A 13,977-nucleotide genomic window follows, 5' to 3' on the forward strand; every position below is an offset into this window, starting at 1 on the left:
GGTCTTTTTTCGAGCCGCAATGTTTAGTTTGCAGGAATGGCGCTGAACCTAAGCTTTCGCTTTAGAGGCTTTTTTCGCTTTTTCCTGCGCAAGATCTACAACATCCTCCGCGCGACCCTCTACGTAGACGCGACCGTAGTAACCATCGAGAAGGAGCTGTTTGATCTCATCGATCAGTGGGTACCGTGGGTTAGCACCGGTGCACTGGTCATCGAATGCTTCCACTGCGACTTCGTCGAGTTTCGCCATGAACTGCTCTTCAGTGATACCCAGGTCTTTGAAGCCTGCTGGGATCTCAAGAGCCTTCTTGACGCTTTCTACCCAAGCAACCAGTTTCTCAACCTTTGCTTCACGGCTGTCTCCAGCTGCTGTGAGGCCCAGATGGTCAGCAATATCGCCGTACCGGCATTTTGCCTGAGGACGCGCATACTGAGAGAATGCGGTCTGTTTGGTTGGGTTGTCATTTGAGTTGTAGCGGATCACGTTAGAGATCAGCATGGCATTGGCCAAACCGTGTGGGACGTGGAACGCTGCACCTACTTTGTGTGCGATAGAGTGACAAACACCGAGGAAGGAGTTCGCAAATGCGATACCTGCGATGGTTGCGCCATTGTGCACTTTCTCACGGGCATTCGGGGATTCAGCACCCTTTTCGTAAGATTCTACGAGGTTCTCTTTAAGGAGTTTGAGAGCCTGCAGAGCCTGACCGTCAGAGTACTCGTTTGCCAGAACAGAGACGTAAGCTTCTGTTGCGTGGGTGATGGCATCAATGCCACCGAACGCTGTCAGAGACTTCGGCATGTTCATGACAAGGTTCGCATCCACAATTGCCATGTTTGGTGTGAGTTCATAATCCGCAATTGGGTACTTCATGCCGGTTTCGTCATCAGTCACCACCGCGAACGGGGTTACTTCAGAGCCGGTGCCAGAAGTGGTTGGGATCGCAACCATCTTGGCTTTTTCACCCATTTTAGGGAACTTGTAGATACGCTTGCGAATGTCCATGAAGCGCAATGCCAGATCAGCAAAGTCAACTTCCGGATGTTCGTACATGACCCACATGATCTTTGCTGCATCCATTGGGGAACCACCACCAATTGCAACAATCACATCTGGCTTGAATGCCTTACACAGGTCAGCACCTTTGCGCACGATGGACAGTGTCGGATCAGCCTCTACTTCGTAGAAGACATCTGTTTCCATGCCCAGGCCTTTGAGAACACGAACAGTCTCATCAGCGTAGCCGTTCTTGAACAAGAACCCATCGGTTACGATCAGTGCGCGCTTTTTACCTTCCAGATCACCCAGAGCGATTGGCAGACAGCCGCGACGGAAGTAAATGGATTCAGGCAGTTTGTGCCACAGCATGTTTTCAGCTCGCTTCGCAACAGTCTTTTTGTTGATCAGGTGCTTTGGACCTACGTTCTCACTGATGGAGTTACCACCCCAAGACCCACAGCCCAATGTGAGGCTTGGCGCGAGGGAGAAGTTGTAAAGGTCACCAATGCCGCCGTGGGATGCAGGAGAGTTGATGAGAATACGGGCAGTCTTCATCCGACGGCCAAATTCTTTCACACGATCTGCGCAGCGGTCCTGGTCTGTATAGAAGACTGAGGTGTGACCGATGCCGCCCATGGTGACGAGCTTTTCAGCGGTGTCACATGCGTCTTCAAAACTTTTTGCCTTGTACATGGCAAGCGTTGGAGACAGCTTTTCGTGTGCGAAGGCTTCGGCTTCACTGGCTTCGGTTACTTCACCGATCAGGATCTTGGTGCCAGCTGGCACTTTTACGCCTGCCATTTCAGCAATTTTTGGTGCTGGCTGACCTACGATAGCTGCGTTGAGACCGCCATTTTTCAGCAGTACATCTTTAACAGCCTGAAGTTCTTTGCCTTTCAGCACGTAGCCCTGGTGACTGGAGAAGCGCTCTTTAACCTGCTCGTAGATTTCCTCGACAACAATGACAGACTGCTCAGATGCGCAGATCACGCCGTTATCGAATGTCTTGGACATGAGGACAGAAGCAACGAGGCGCTTCACGTCGGCAAACTCATCAACCACAACCGGGGTGTTACCTGCGCCCACGCCAATGGCTGGTTTACCAGAGGAGTAAGCCGCCTTCACCATGCCCGGACCACCGGTTGCGAGGATCAGGTTGATCTCATCGTGTGTCATCAACGCGTTGGAGAGTTCCACTGTTGGAACGTCAATCCAGCCGATGATGTCTTTTGGCGCGCCAGCTTTGATCGCTGCATCCAGAACAATGCGAGCAGCTTCATTGGTTGCCAGTTTTGCACGAGGGTGCGGGCTGAAGATGATACCGTTGCGGGTCTTCAAAGAGATCAGCGCTTTAAAGATCGCAGTAGATGTCGGGTTTGTGGTTGGGACAATGCCGCAGATGATGCCTGTTGGTTCTGCAATGGTGATGGTACCAAAGGTGTCATCTTCATCGAGGATACCGCAGGTCTTTTCATCCTTGTATTTGTTGTAGATGTATTCGGAAGCAAACTGGTTTTTGATAACCTTGTCTTCCATGACGCCCATACCGGTTTCTTCAACCGCCATACGGGAGAGTGGGATGCGAGCATCCGCAGCAGCCAAAGCCGCCGCACGGAAAATCTTATCTACCTGCTCTTGTGTGTATGTAGCGTAAGTCCGTTGCGCTTTCTTAACCCGAGCAACCAGGGCGTCTAATTCTTCGCGATTAGTGACAGGCATTCTCTTCTCCGTAGGCAAGATCCGAAGCAGAAACGTGACAGACTATCCGTAGTTGTCACAAAACAGCTCTAGGGAGGAAACCGCTCTTCTGTTCGACACAGATATTATTGGGTCACATTGTACTTTAGGCGCATGACTTAAGTCAAAAATCAGAGATATATGAATAGGATGTCATAAAACTGGCCATCTGAAAGCTGCTTTCAGAGACTGGAATCACCATAAAAGCCAAACTTGTCATTTATTGCATAGCATTGCATACAGTTTTCACTGGTGAAGTCAGTGATATTACATTTTTATTTCAATAACTTAATGACACACGAGAGTAGGCATATGACTGAGAGGTAGCAAGCGATTTGCTTATAGGACAAGTACTCTGTCTTATACTGTGCGAAAGTTCTTTTTCTGCAATAATTTGACGGTAGTTTCACCTAGTGCTTGTGAATAGTGCGCTCTGGCTGCACAAAATACGATATTACCCGTATTTAATGTGACTCATTTTTACAAATTCAATGAGTCTGGCAGGTATTGGCGACTTACAGATCCCAAAACGGACAGGAAGCTGTAAAGGTATTGTATTCACCACCTATGGGATGACGCAGTTCAAGCGTTTGCGCGTGGAGGTGCAATCGCTCTGAGAACACCAGCGCCTCTCCGTCTGCGTAGAAGCGGTCTCCCACAATGACATGACCAAGCGCGAGCATATGTACGCGAAGCTGGTGAGAGCGGCCTGTGACTGGCATCAGCTTTACAAGGGTTGTCGCTTCCTCGCGGCGGACCACTTCCCAACGCGTGAGTGCTGAACGGCCCTGCTCATGGTCAACCATCTGTTTTGGGCGATTGGGCCAGTCACATCGTAAAGGAAGATCAACCTCTCCCTGATCCTCAAAGACATGACCCCATACGCGGGCAATGTAAGTTTTTCGCGTCATGCGCTTTTCGAACTGAAGCCCGACATGACGGTGCGCATCTTTGTTCATGGCCATCACAAGCAGGCCAGAGGTATCCATATCCAATCGGTGGATGGTTGTTGCTGTTGAGTAGACGGATTGAGCGCGGCTTTCCAAACAGTCCCTATGCTCTTCTGCGCGACCGGGGACACTCAACAAACCACTCGGCTTGTTGAGGACCAGAAGCTGCTCATCCTGATGAACGACATCAAGGAAGGGCTCCATGGGTGGTGCGTAGATAAAGGATGGGCTCGGAGTGTTCATGGAGGGGCTTATAACGGCTTGTAAGCAAACGTCAACGGATGAGCCTGTCTGTGTTGTACGAGACTGCAACAGCACCATATAACCGTCAGTATCCTGTTTTTATGAGGTTCCTATGATTGGCAATTTTGATTCTGAATTTGAAAAGATCACTGACTACTGGTCCCCTCGCGTCGTCGCTCAAGTGAACGACCAGTATGTTAAGGTCGCCAAGGTCAAAGGAGATCTCGCCTGGCACAAGCATGATGAGGAAGACGAGCTCTTCTATGTTGTGAAAGGCAGTGTCATTATTGAGTACGAAGGGGAAGCTGTTACTTTAAATGAGGGTGACTTTCATGTTGTCCCCAAAGGTAAAATGCACAACCCGGTTGCTCAAGAGGAATGCTGGATCGTGCTCATTGAGCCGGTAGCGACAAAGCACACGGGCGATGTTGTGACTGAGAAGACAAAGTCTTTGGCAGATCAGTTGGCATAACGCCCTACTAAGGCAGCAGGGCTAATCCCGAATAAGCGGAATCTGGTGTCTTTACATTCAACGCATGCTGAATTACGCTTACGTTAACAAGATGCCTGATGCGTAATACGTAGTGCGCTACTTAGAACACCTTAGGCATCTGCCCGGATTTTTCAAACACTGTAATTTAACAGATGGAGGGAACAAATATGAGCATGGACGCACTCTTGAATGACCTGAAAGGCCGCGTAGAATCCAGCGACTTTGACAGCTCAATCAAGTTTGACTGTGGTGACGAAGGTGTTCTGGTGATTGATGGCAATTCCATATCCACCGACAACAAAGACGTTGATTGCACAATCGGCGTGACCTTTGAAGACCTGCAGTCTCTGATTGCTGGCGATCTGGATCCAACAGCGGCATTCATGCAGGGCAAGTTCACTATTGATGGTGACATGAGCGTTGCAATGAAACTTAGCCAGCTGATGTAATCTCGGCTGCTAAAAGATCGTGCATTCGGGCCATGTGCCCGGATGCCACATAGACTAAAGTCTACGCAGATTCCTGCATTCTATGCTCGATGAGTTGCTGCAAAAACATCGCCCAGTGCTCGATGTAAGCCTGCTTATCTTCTTCCTTCATAAACAAACCATCTGAGCTGATCAGGCCTGTCATCATCTGACGGGAGGCTGTGATGAGCGTACGTGCGATTGTCTGACTTATTCTATTGCTATCAAAAATTGCCAGAATTCGATCGTCAGTCACTTTCGCGAAGTTGTCGAAGGTGGGTTTGATGCGGCGACGCAGCGAGTCTTCCGTTCGCGCTGCAACAAGAATTTCCACCATGGTGAGGTACTCAGGAGAGTTCGCCTGATTCGTCCACCATTTGATAGTCAACTCAGAAATTCTGCTTTTATCCTCACCGATTTCGTTCAACCACTCCAAAGTCAACCGAACGGATTTCGCGAGCAGCCTTTCCAGAACAAAGACCATCAGATCTTCTTTAGTCGGGAAATGATGCTGCAGCGCACCCTGCGAAAATCTGGTCTTTTCGGTAATTTTCTTAATAGATGCACGGTGATAGCCAAATTCGTGCAAACAGCTGATAGCCGCAAGGAGGATCTCCTTACGCATGCGGTCACTCTTCTCTGCCTGAGTAGACTTTCGCGTTTCGCCGGTATCTTGAAAATTATTTTTCATGGAGCCTCACATCAACGCTTGTAAAAAAACCATATGCATGTATTTTTTTCAAGAGATAAGACGAAACACGTAGTGCATAGTTTAGGGAGGAGAAATTATGTATCGGGAGCGTCAGTCCACTGTTGGAACCCTAAGGGAGAAGGTTTCCATGCACACTGTTATTATTGGTGATCCACATCCGGCATTTTCCAGAGCACTTGCGAGTATCTACTCCAATGAGTGTCATGGCGTGAATGTACTTGTGACAAAAAGCTTTTCCGAGTTGCAGACTTGGGTAGAACTTCACCCTTCCGCAGTGGTACTTGTGAACCCTCGTATGAAGGGGGCACCAGGACTCGGCACGGCATCCGCACTGCTGGAGACCTATGAGATTTCCAGCCTTGTCATGCTGCTTGAGCAAGACAATCCGGGCCTTGCAGATTACTTCATTGCCCGCGGTGCAAGTGCAGCTGTTCCAAAGACAGCTGATTTTTCTGTCTTCAAAGCGATTTTAACCGGCGGCACTGTTGAGGTGACCACAGAATCCGAAGATGCGCAGAACGCGTTTGGTATCGACTTTTATGAAGGTCTGGCCAATCTGACACGCCGTCAGGCTACCATTTTGACTTACTTGAAAGAAGGTAAGTTGAACAAACAAATCGCTCATGAGCTCGGAATTTCCGAAGCGACCGTGAAGCATCATGTTTCTGCACTGCTGAGCACCCTGGGCTTTTACTCCCGCTCTCAGCTGGTCGCAATGATCAATGAGCTGGGCATCAACGTGGATTATCGTGGCGGCAACCGCAAAGCGGCGCGTGCCAAGACCAATGCACGCCGCGGAGCCAATGGCTACAAAATCTCAGGCGCGGGTACTGGTGTGACACCGTCCTCCACATTGCAGCCGACGTATGTTGCAGCTCCTTAAACGGAACTGACACACCTGTGGCGAGATTACCGCTCCCTCGCCGCAGTTTATTCTCCTTCCTTTTACGGGTGTTACAGCAACGACCAGTCCAACAGGTGGCGTTGCTGTAGCGCTCTTGCCACAGCAAGCAATTTGTTTTTCCAGTTTGACTGTTTGCGCCTTACACGCACTTGCCGTAGCGTCAACTTTTCCTCATTATTGATTTTGTAGGCTCCCAAGGCCCGGCTTCAATCTTTCAGAGGACTAGAAAACTGTGCAGCCAAGCGATTTTGCCAGTTTGAGCGACCTTGAGGTCATTTGGAGCGATCATGGCGGTATATGTCCGATCCCCACGCGCACCCTTGTTGCTTCTGATTTGCTCTTAAGCATCGGTCCCTCACCGGACAGAGAGTTCGACCAGACGTTTCAACGCATTTCTGGTGCGCTTGTGCTTGCCTATGGAGATCCGCTCTATAATGGTGGGCTCCGCATTATAGACGAAGCTGTCGCGCCTGAGCAGAACCAGTTGAACCTTGTGTTTTCGTCCAAACATCAAGGCCACTTCAACACGGTTAGCCATGAAGCCTTCTACAACAACGAAAATGCGCTGTATGTTCCGTTTCGAAATTGGAGCGAAGTACATCCAGAGGACGACATTGAAAGTCTGTTCGGGGATTACTCACCCGGCATCTTTCTGAGGTACGTGGTGAGTGAACGTACTCGTTCCTTCCCGGATATCCTTGCAAGACTTGCAAAACGAGCCACTGGGTTACAGGTGTGTAGTAAGAACCGATCCTTGCTGTTTTCCAGCCTCTCCGAACTTCGGCGAAAACTTCCAAGTGATCTTATTCTTGTCGATGGCAGCGGGTTTGGCGGCCAACCAACGTCTCGCCAACAGAAGAAGCCTTTGCTTTACACGACAAACTGGATTTCGCGAGAACTGATCGAACCTTCAGAACTGCACCACACAGAGAGCGATGTACCCAGCCTCTTTGATCTACGGCGCAGGTTCTCACTCAGCTCCTGAGGAGTTTTCCAACTTTTCTTGGCAGGATGCACAGGTGCCTTTGATCTCAATAGAGGTTGATTTGGCATCAAAGCCATTCGCGCTTGCCCAACCGCTCAGAATTTCCGCGACATCATTGTCAGCAAATTCCAGCGCTTTGCCACAAGCTTCACAAATCGCAAAGCCAACCATCTCTACAGAATGACATGAGGGATGCGCACACGCGACAAAGGCGTTCATACTTTCGAGGCGATGGATCAGACCCAGCCCGATGAGCTTGTCCAGAGCACGGTAGACCTGCAATGGTGCGCGAAGTCCCTCAGAGCGAAGTTGATCCAGAATGGAGTACGCGCTCATAGGTGCATCTGAAGCGCACAGCAAATCCAGAACCAGACGCTGATTTTTAGTGAGCTTCACTTCTGCAGTTGCCATTGCCACTTCTTTCACTCCAAAGCTTGTTGCGTTCCTATGTATTCACGCATCAAGCCCAAACACTTTGTTCTCAAGCGTCTTCTGATCCAAAAACCGGAACCACTTTTGGAGAATACGTTCTACTACCCTCGCTCCTTTCCCAATACTCTGTTTATGAGCCGAGATGCAAACAATGAAAGCAAAAATAAGCACAGGCTGGCCACAACGATGGATGGACCGGACGCACTGTCAAACTGCAGAGAGCCTTCCAGACCAAGGATAACACTCGCCACACCGATGATAGATGAGGCAACGGCCATTTGCTCCGGTGTTCTGGCAAACCAGCGCGCTGTCGCTGCTGGGATAATCAGAAGCGCAGTGATCAGCAAAACGCCGACAATCTTCATGGCAATGGCGATGATTGCTGCCATCATGACCATGAAAACGAGCTGTGTCAGGTCTGGATTGAAACCTTCAGCTTCCGCCAGTTCCCGATTGACCGTGGACGCCAGCAATGGGCGCCAGAGGAAGTACATCAAACCGAGAATGACTGCGGCACAGGCGTAAATTGCAATGACGTCCTCATTGCCAACAGCAAGGATATCACCAAACAACAAAGAGAGCAGATCAAAACGCACTGAGCTCATGAACGCAATCAGGACCATGCCGAGCGCAAGAGCCGAATGCGACAGTAACCCCAGCAAAGCATCCGTTGAGAGCGCCCCCCGTTTTTGCAAGATGAGCAAGCACAGGGAAACCGTCACTGTCACACCCAGTACGCCTACCATGAGATTGATGTTCAACAGGAAGGCAAGCGCAACGCCAAGAAGCGCTGAGTGGGACATGGTATCGCCGAAATAAGCCATCCGACGCCAGACGACGAAGCAGCCGAGTGGTCCGCTCACGAGAGCAAGTCCAATCCCGGCCAACATGGCTCTTAGAATAAAATCATCCATGATTGCAGCAGTCTCCAGAATCCCCTTTGGATGGAACGATTGTTCCGTCGGCCTTGTGGCTGTGGTCGTGATGGTGGTGGTAGATCGCCAGAGACTGTGAGGCAGCATCTCCGAAGAGCTGCTTGTAGGCATCCGAGGCTGCCACATGTTCCGGTGCGCCGCTGCAACACACATGGCCATTAAGGCAGACCACTGTATCTGTCTGCGCCATCACAACGTGCAAGTCGTGCGAAATGAGCAGGATACCGCAGTTCAGTTCCTCACGAATTTGGAGGATCAGATTGTAAAGAGCTATCTCACCGAAATAGTCGACACCCTGTACTGGCTCATCCAGAACGAGAAGGTCTGGTGTGCGCAGGATCGCTCTTGCCAACAGTGCTCTTTGATATTCACCACCCGAAAGCTGCTGCACATTGGCATCGATGAGATGCGAGATGCCCGTTTTCTCCAACACCTTATCAATCTCAGTCTTGGATGGTTTGGCGGTCAGGCTCATCAAGCGACCGACAGTCAAAGGCATTGTCCAGTCCACGGCAAGCTTTTGAGGGACATAGCCGACTTTGAGATTAGGTTTGCACTTGATCTTTCCGGCATCCGCTTTCAACACGCCTAACGCGGTTTTTGCGGTCGTGCTTTTGCCAGCTCCATTCGGCCCGATGAGGGTTACAATCTCACCAGCTTTCACACTCAGAGTCACATTCTGGATCAACCAACGGCCTTGCCGTTTGATCCCAACTCCATCCATCTCAATCAATTGCACAATAGGCACCTCAACTCACCATGGGCAGCACCACGAAGGGGATGGCTTTTATATGTTATGTAATAATATTACACAAATAAAATATTCGTTGATTTCACAGTGAGCACAAAAAAACCGGAGCAATGCCCCGGCTATTTGATGCTTGATTTTCCGAATTTTTCTTATGCAGGTTCACGCATTGCCCGCACAGCGGTTTCAACACCGCGCAACTCTGCAAGGCCGCGTAGACGACCTACCGCCGGATAACCCGGTGCAGATTTCATTTGCAGGTCTGAGAGCATGGCATGGCCGTGATCTGGCCGGAACGGGATTAGATCATCTGAACCCGCTGCTTTTCTGCGCTCTTCTTCATCCACCAAAGCTGAGATCACACCAACCATATCAACGTCGCCGGTCAGATGATCTGCTTCGTGGAAGGACAGCGGATTGTCTTCGCGTTTGGTCGCCCGCAGATGGACGAAATGAATACGCTGCGCGTATCGCTCTACAATGCCTACAAGATCATTATCAGGCCGAACACCCAGAGAGCCAGTGCAGAATGTAAAGCCGTTCTCAGGTACATCGATTGCCTTCGAAATATATTCGTAATCAGATTCAGTGGAGCAAACCCGCGGCAAGCCCAAAAGAGGACGTGGAGGATCATCCGGGTGGATTGCCATAAGTGCACCGGTTTCTACACACACTGGAATAACCTCTTTGAGGAACAACGCCAGATGCTCTCGCAGTTTATCGGCATCCATGCCGTTGTAGCGTTCCAGGTGGGCGCGAATGTCTGCAACTGTGTAGGATTCTTCTGAGCCTGGAAGTCCTGCAAGGATCGTTTTGACCAATCCATCTTTGTCTTCCTGAGACATCCCCTCAAAGACAGCAGTTGCGCGTGCAACTTCTTCTGCTGAGTATTCTTCTTTAGCGTTCGGGCGCTCAAGAATGAAGATATCGAAGGCTGTGAAGATATCTGCGTCAAAGCGAAGACAGGTCGCGCCTGTTTCCAGTTCGTAGGTCAGATCTGTTCGTGTCCAGTCCAGTACAGGCATGAAGTTGTAGCAAATCTTGGTGATGCCACAGGCCACCAGATTGCGGATGGACTGCTTATAGGTCTCGATATACTTTTCGAAATCCCCAGTGCGCGTTTTTATATGTTCATGTACCGGAACACTTTCGACAACAGACCAGACGAGACCGGCAGCTTCGATCTCATCTTTGCGCTTTTGAATTTCTTCAACTGGCCACACTTCGCCATTCGGGATGTGGTGGAGAGCAGTGACAATGCCCGTTGCCCCTGCCTGCCGAACATCTTTGAGGGTGACCGGATCATGTGGGCCATACCAGCGCCAAGTCTGTTCCATGTTTAGCTCTTTGCTTTTCAAATTTTGGGGCCAAGGCCCGGTTTAACATTTCACTTCAGTTATTTTTTGAGATCGTTCACCGCAGCCAGCGGATCCGTATCAAACAGGTACGCATCAAATGCAGGGTCATCGACATCTGAAAGTTCCAGCAATGTCATCCGCACATTCTCCAGATGTTGCCACATGGCTTGTCGGGCCATTTGTGGATCCCGGCATTGCAGCGCGGTTAGGATTGCCTGGTGATCATCCAACCACTTGATTTGATAGCCTTGGTCGAAAATGCGCTGGTGCAGTTGCTCCCACATGCGGGAACGCTTGCGCAATGTCCAAAGGTGCTCAACAGATTCGGTCAACACGGAGTTCTGGCTCGCCTGCGCAACCAGTCGATGGAACTCTTCATCAGCCTTATGGCTTCCAGATCCGGATTCTATCTCAACTCGCTCCTTTGCCAGCGTCTCACGCATCTGCATCACGTCAGCTTTTGTTGCCATTGTTGCGGCAAATGCTGCGATGTTACTTTCCAGAAGCTGGCGTGCCTGCAGCAGCTCAAACGGCCCGATGTCCTGTTCCAATGAACTGTCTGGTGTCACATCACCCGGCAGACGAAGAACATAAGTACCCGAGCCTTTGCGGACATCGACAAGCCCCTGCACTTCCAACATGATCATCGCGTCTCTTACCAATGACCGACTGACGCCCAGATCTTCAGAAATCTTGCGCTCTGTGGGGAGCTTGTCACCAATGGCAAATGCACCGTTCGCCAAATCGCGAACCAGTTCTTCTGCCACATCCTGATAACGTCTTCTGTTCGGGTCTAATGTCATGGTGCAATCCAGATCAGTTTTTCGCTTTCAGCTCTGCATAAAAATCTGCAAGAAGTTTGAAGGCTGTTTTCTTGGTTTTCTTGTCTGAGGCAATCAAGCCTTTGCGGTTCCAGCCTTGCTGGAACATATTCTGTCGACGTTCGACACGGAAATCATAGAGAATCCAAGGTGAGATGCCCTTCACGAATTCTCGCTGGCGCAAGGTTGCAATTTGCTTGCGGTAGACCTCGGCCATATAGCTTTCACTAAAGAAGCCCTTTTCCAGTTTCCCCTCACCGATGTAACCATCTGCACCAGTTTCGGAGATGACCACAGGCTTGCCCGGCTCGGAGTTGTCCAGGAAATCGATCAGGTCTTCAAAGTTCTCCTCATACCAACCGTAATACTCGTTGATGCCGATCACATTGATGTATTGGATCAGGCGATCTTCAATCCGGTTCTTGGCATGGTTCACGAGACAGGCAGCCGAGGTCAGGCGTGTTGGGTCCATGTCTCTTGCGGTATCGACCAGATGTTTCATGAAGGAGAGGCGCTCGTCTGTGTCCGGGTTCTCATTGCCAACAGACCAGATGACGACAGATGCTCTGTTGCGATCACGTTTGATCAGCTCCTGAAGCTGATTTCTTGCATCTTTCAGGGTATCCGGGTTCTTGAAGTCGATTGCCCAGTAAACCGGTATCTCTTCCCAAAGAAGAATACCTTCACGATCGGCCATTTTGGCGGCGCGCTCATCATGCGGGTAGTGGGCGAACCGCATGAAGTTGCAGTTCAGCTCCTTGGCATGTTGGAACCGTTGCTCCAGATCTTCATCACGTAGGACTTTGCCGGTGAACTCGTCATCCTCGTGCACGGAGATGCCACGGAAAAAGATTGGTTTGCCATTGAGCAGAACGTCCGTTTCTACTTGCTCTATCTGGCGAAACCCGATCATGTCTTCAACACGATCTTCTCCAACTGAGGCTGTTACCTGATAGAGGCGTGGGTGCTCTGGTGACCACAGTTCTGGCCTAGCTGGGAGGACCAGTTTTCCAAAGCCGTCTTCATCGACGGAAACCTCAGTCTTGATGCCCAGTTCTTTGAACTCGACTGTAACGGATGCCCTGCCTGGACCGCTGACTTGCAGCTCAACCGCGATTTTATCGTAGGAGTTATCGGGGACTAGGTAGGCGAAGAAATCTGAAATGAATGTTTTCGGGGTTCTATAGAGTTCAACATCCCGATAGATGCCACCGTAATTGAACCAGTCTGTGTTGCGCATTGGCACGCGGTCGAGGGTGCGGGTGTTGTTCACGCACAGCATCAACCAATTGCGACCCAGTTTTGCGTGTTTGGTGAGCTCGACATTGAAGGGAGTGGACCCGCCGTAGTGGCTGCCGAGAAACTCGCCATTCAAAAACACCTTACAGTCGTATTGGGCCGCCCCTACTCTGAGGAAAAGGCGTTCGTCTTCCGGCAGCTCTTCCAGATCCAGCGGGCGTGTATACCACGCGCTGCCTTCAAAGAAGTACCATTTGTCCTTGAGCATGGACCAGCATGAAGGAACTGGAACGGTTTCGCCTGCATAAGGATCGTAATCGTAAGGCTCTGTCTTATCTTCTGGTGCTTCTGGCGTGAAAGAGAACCATTTTTGGCGCAGGCCGGTATCCAGCAGGTCAACGCAGAAGTTCCACTCTCCGTTTAACGACTCAGCTTTACGGCCACCTGTGAAAATCAGCGTGCTGCTGTTCAGATTCTGCTTATTGAAAGGGACGTCATAGTCCTCATCATGCAAGCAAGCCAGGCCATTATCGGCACCTTCCATCCGCTCAAGCATCACTGATCCTCGTTGACCAATATTGGTTTCGTCGTTGTTGGGACCTCAGTCCGAGTTGGTCGACCTATTTAGGTGTATCTGAAGAGACAGGGTAATTATGTCATTGAGTTGAAAGCCGCCGCGCTGGAACTTCTCTACACTCAAAGAGCGCCGTCATTCCGCAACGTATGTATCAAACCAACAACCCAAACTCTCAAGCTACTGTTATAAATAGTTTAAATAGCTGATTGAGAGATTTCTCCCCTTTCCTTCGTCTTTGAATACATCTTTCAACATACTACCGCTGGTTTGCACCTCTCCCACCTCCACATCTTCTTTTAAAAACAAGAGGTCAGAGCAATTCCGCTGGTACCGTTGAAATGTGGAGAAAGGAGATCAACCAAACCTCTCTCCACACA

13 protein-coding genes are annotated in these 13,977 nt (G+C 50.2%); 4 read left to right on the forward strand and 9 right to left on the reverse strand.

What is annotated here, in order from left to right:
* Positions 1 to 48 precede the first annotated feature (48 nt).
* The gene (adhE, locus tag PsWM33_RS19530; protein WP_063301337.1) at positions 49 to 2,718 is read right to left on the reverse strand and encodes a bifunctional acetaldehyde-CoA/alcohol dehydrogenase; all 2,670 of its coding nucleotides are present in this window, start codon (positions 2,716 to 2,718) and stop codon (positions 49 to 51) included.
* Between the two features lie 533 nt (positions 2,719 to 3,251).
* Positions 3,252 to 3,890: a pseudouridine synthase gene (locus PsWM33_RS19535; protein ID WP_063301338.1), complete on the reverse strand. Its 639-nt coding sequence runs from the start codon at positions 3,888 to 3,890 to the stop codon at positions 3,252 to 3,254.
* A 151-nt stretch (positions 3,891 to 4,041) separates the two neighbouring features.
* Here PsWM33_RS19535 and PsWM33_RS19540 point away from each other — a divergent pair, with 151 nt between their 5' ends.
* Both PsWM33_RS19540 and PsWM33_RS19545 read left to right on the forward strand, forming a co-directional pair.
* Positions 4,042 to 4,401: a cupin domain-containing protein gene (locus tag PsWM33_RS19540; protein WP_063301339.1), complete on the forward strand. Its 360-nt coding sequence runs from the start codon at positions 4,042 to 4,044 to the stop codon at positions 4,399 to 4,401.
* 188 nt (positions 4,402 to 4,589) lie between these two features.
* Positions 4,590 to 4,871: an SCP2 sterol-binding domain-containing protein gene (locus tag PsWM33_RS19545; RefSeq protein WP_057464754.1), complete on the forward strand. Its 282-nt coding sequence runs from the start codon at positions 4,590 to 4,592 to the stop codon at positions 4,869 to 4,871.
* Between the two features lie 61 nt (positions 4,872 to 4,932).
* On the opposite strand, the gene PsWM33_RS19550 is transcribed toward PsWM33_RS19545, so the two are convergent.
* Positions 4,933 to 5,580, reverse strand: a complete 648-nt coding sequence (locus PsWM33_RS19550) for a TetR/AcrR family transcriptional regulator (RefSeq protein ID WP_063295344.1) — start codon at positions 5,578 to 5,580, stop codon at positions 4,933 to 4,935.
* Between the two features lie 148 nt (positions 5,581 to 5,728).
* On the opposite strand from PsWM33_RS19550, the gene PsWM33_RS19555 reads away from it, so the two are divergent.
* Positions 5,729 to 6,484: a response regulator transcription factor gene (locus PsWM33_RS19555; protein WP_244276721.1), complete on the forward strand. Its 756-nt coding sequence runs from the start codon at positions 5,729 to 5,731 to the stop codon at positions 6,482 to 6,484.
* A 253-nt stretch (positions 6,485 to 6,737) separates the two neighbouring features.
* Entirely contained in the window at positions 6,738 to 7,490 is a 753-nt protein-coding gene (locus tag PsWM33_RS19560; RefSeq protein WP_063301340.1) for a hypothetical protein, read from the forward strand.
* Here PsWM33_RS19560 and PsWM33_RS19565 read toward each other — a convergent pair.
* The 6 genes from PsWM33_RS19565 to PsWM33_RS19590 all read right to left on the reverse strand — a co-directional run bounded on the left by PsWM33_RS19565 (position 7,476) and on the right by PsWM33_RS19590 (position 13,579).
* Positions 7,476 to 7,901: a Fur family transcriptional regulator gene (locus PsWM33_RS19565; RefSeq protein ID WP_063301341.1), complete on the reverse strand. Its 426-nt coding sequence runs from the start codon at positions 7,899 to 7,901 to the stop codon at positions 7,476 to 7,478. The two genes, PsWM33_RS19560 and PsWM33_RS19565, sit on opposite strands and share 15 nt — an antisense overlap.
* Positions 7,902 to 8,023: 122 nt before the next feature.
* Positions 8,024 to 8,836, reverse strand: a complete 813-nt coding sequence (locus PsWM33_RS19570; RefSeq protein ID WP_063301342.1) for a metal ABC transporter permease — start codon at positions 8,834 to 8,836, stop codon at positions 8,024 to 8,026.
* Positions 8,829 to 9,596 carry an ATP-binding cassette domain-containing protein gene (locus PsWM33_RS19575; RefSeq protein WP_063301343.1) on the reverse strand — a complete coding sequence of 256 codons (768 nt, stop codon included), beginning with the start codon at positions 9,594 to 9,596 and terminating at the stop codon, positions 8,829 to 8,831. The genes PsWM33_RS19570 and PsWM33_RS19575 overlap by 8 nt, the downstream gene beginning before the upstream one ends.
* A gap of 161 nt (positions 9,597 to 9,757) precedes the next feature.
* Positions 9,758 to 10,942, reverse strand: coding sequence for a mannonate dehydratase (gene uxuA / locus PsWM33_RS19580; protein ID WP_063301344.1), 1,185 nt, complete (start codon positions 10,940 to 10,942; stop codon positions 9,758 to 9,760).
* Positions 10,943 to 11,001: 59 nt separating this feature from the next.
* Positions 11,002 to 11,766, reverse strand: coding sequence for an FCD domain-containing protein (locus PsWM33_RS19585; protein WP_063301345.1), 765 nt, complete (start codon positions 11,764 to 11,766; stop codon positions 11,002 to 11,004).
* 13 nt (positions 11,767 to 11,779) lie between these two features.
* The gene (locus tag PsWM33_RS19590; protein WP_063301346.1) at positions 11,780 to 13,579 is read right to left on the reverse strand and encodes a glycoside hydrolase family 2 protein; all 1,800 of its coding nucleotides are present in this window, start codon (positions 13,577 to 13,579) and stop codon (positions 11,780 to 11,782) included.
* Positions 13,580 to 13,977: the final 398 nt, after the last annotated feature.

Source organism: Pseudovibrio sp. WM33 (assembly GCF_001623165.1).
Classification (GTDB): Bacteria; Pseudomonadota; Alphaproteobacteria; order Rhizobiales; family Stappiaceae; genus Pseudovibrio.

Bases quoted from the DNA above. Each gene is read 5' to 3' on its own strand.
- adhE (WP_063301337.1), bottom strand. From the start codon at position 2,718: ATGCCTGTCACTAATCGCGAAGAATTAGACGCCCTGGTTGCTCGGGTT.
- PsWM33_RS19535 (WP_063301338.1), bottom strand. From the start codon at position 3,890: ATGGAGCCCTTCCTTGATGTCGTTCATCAGGATGAGCAGCTTCTGGTC.
- PsWM33_RS19540 (WP_063301339.1), top strand. From the start codon at position 4,042: ATGATTGGCAATTTTGATTCTGAATTTGAAAAGATCACTGACTACTGG.
- PsWM33_RS19545 (WP_057464754.1), top strand. From the start codon at position 4,590: ATGAGCATGGACGCACTCTTGAATGACCTGAAAGGCCGCGTAGAATCC.
- PsWM33_RS19550 (WP_063295344.1), bottom strand. From the start codon at position 5,580: ATGAAAAATAATTTTCAAGATACCGGCGAAACGCGAAAGTCTACTCAG.
- PsWM33_RS19555 (WP_244276721.1), top strand. From the start codon at position 5,729: ATGCACACTGTTATTATTGGTGATCCACATCCGGCATTTTCCAGAGCA.
- PsWM33_RS19565 (WP_063301341.1), bottom strand. From the start codon at position 7,901: ATGGCAACTGCAGAAGTGAAGCTCACTAAAAATCAGCGTCTGGTTCTG.
- PsWM33_RS19570 (WP_063301342.1), bottom strand. From the start codon at position 8,836: ATGGATGATTTTATTCTAAGAGCCATGTTGGCCGGGATTGGACTTGCT.
- uxuA (WP_063301344.1), bottom strand. From the start codon at position 10,942: ATGGAACAGACTTGGCGCTGGTATGGCCCACATGATCCGGTCACCCTC.
- PsWM33_RS19585 (WP_063301345.1), bottom strand. From the start codon at position 11,766: ATGACATTAGACCCGAACAGAAGACGTTATCAGGATGTGGCAGAAGAA.
- PsWM33_RS19590 (WP_063301346.1), bottom strand. From the start codon at position 13,579: ATGCTTGAGCGGATGGAAGGTGCCGATAATGGCCTGGCTTGCTTGCAT.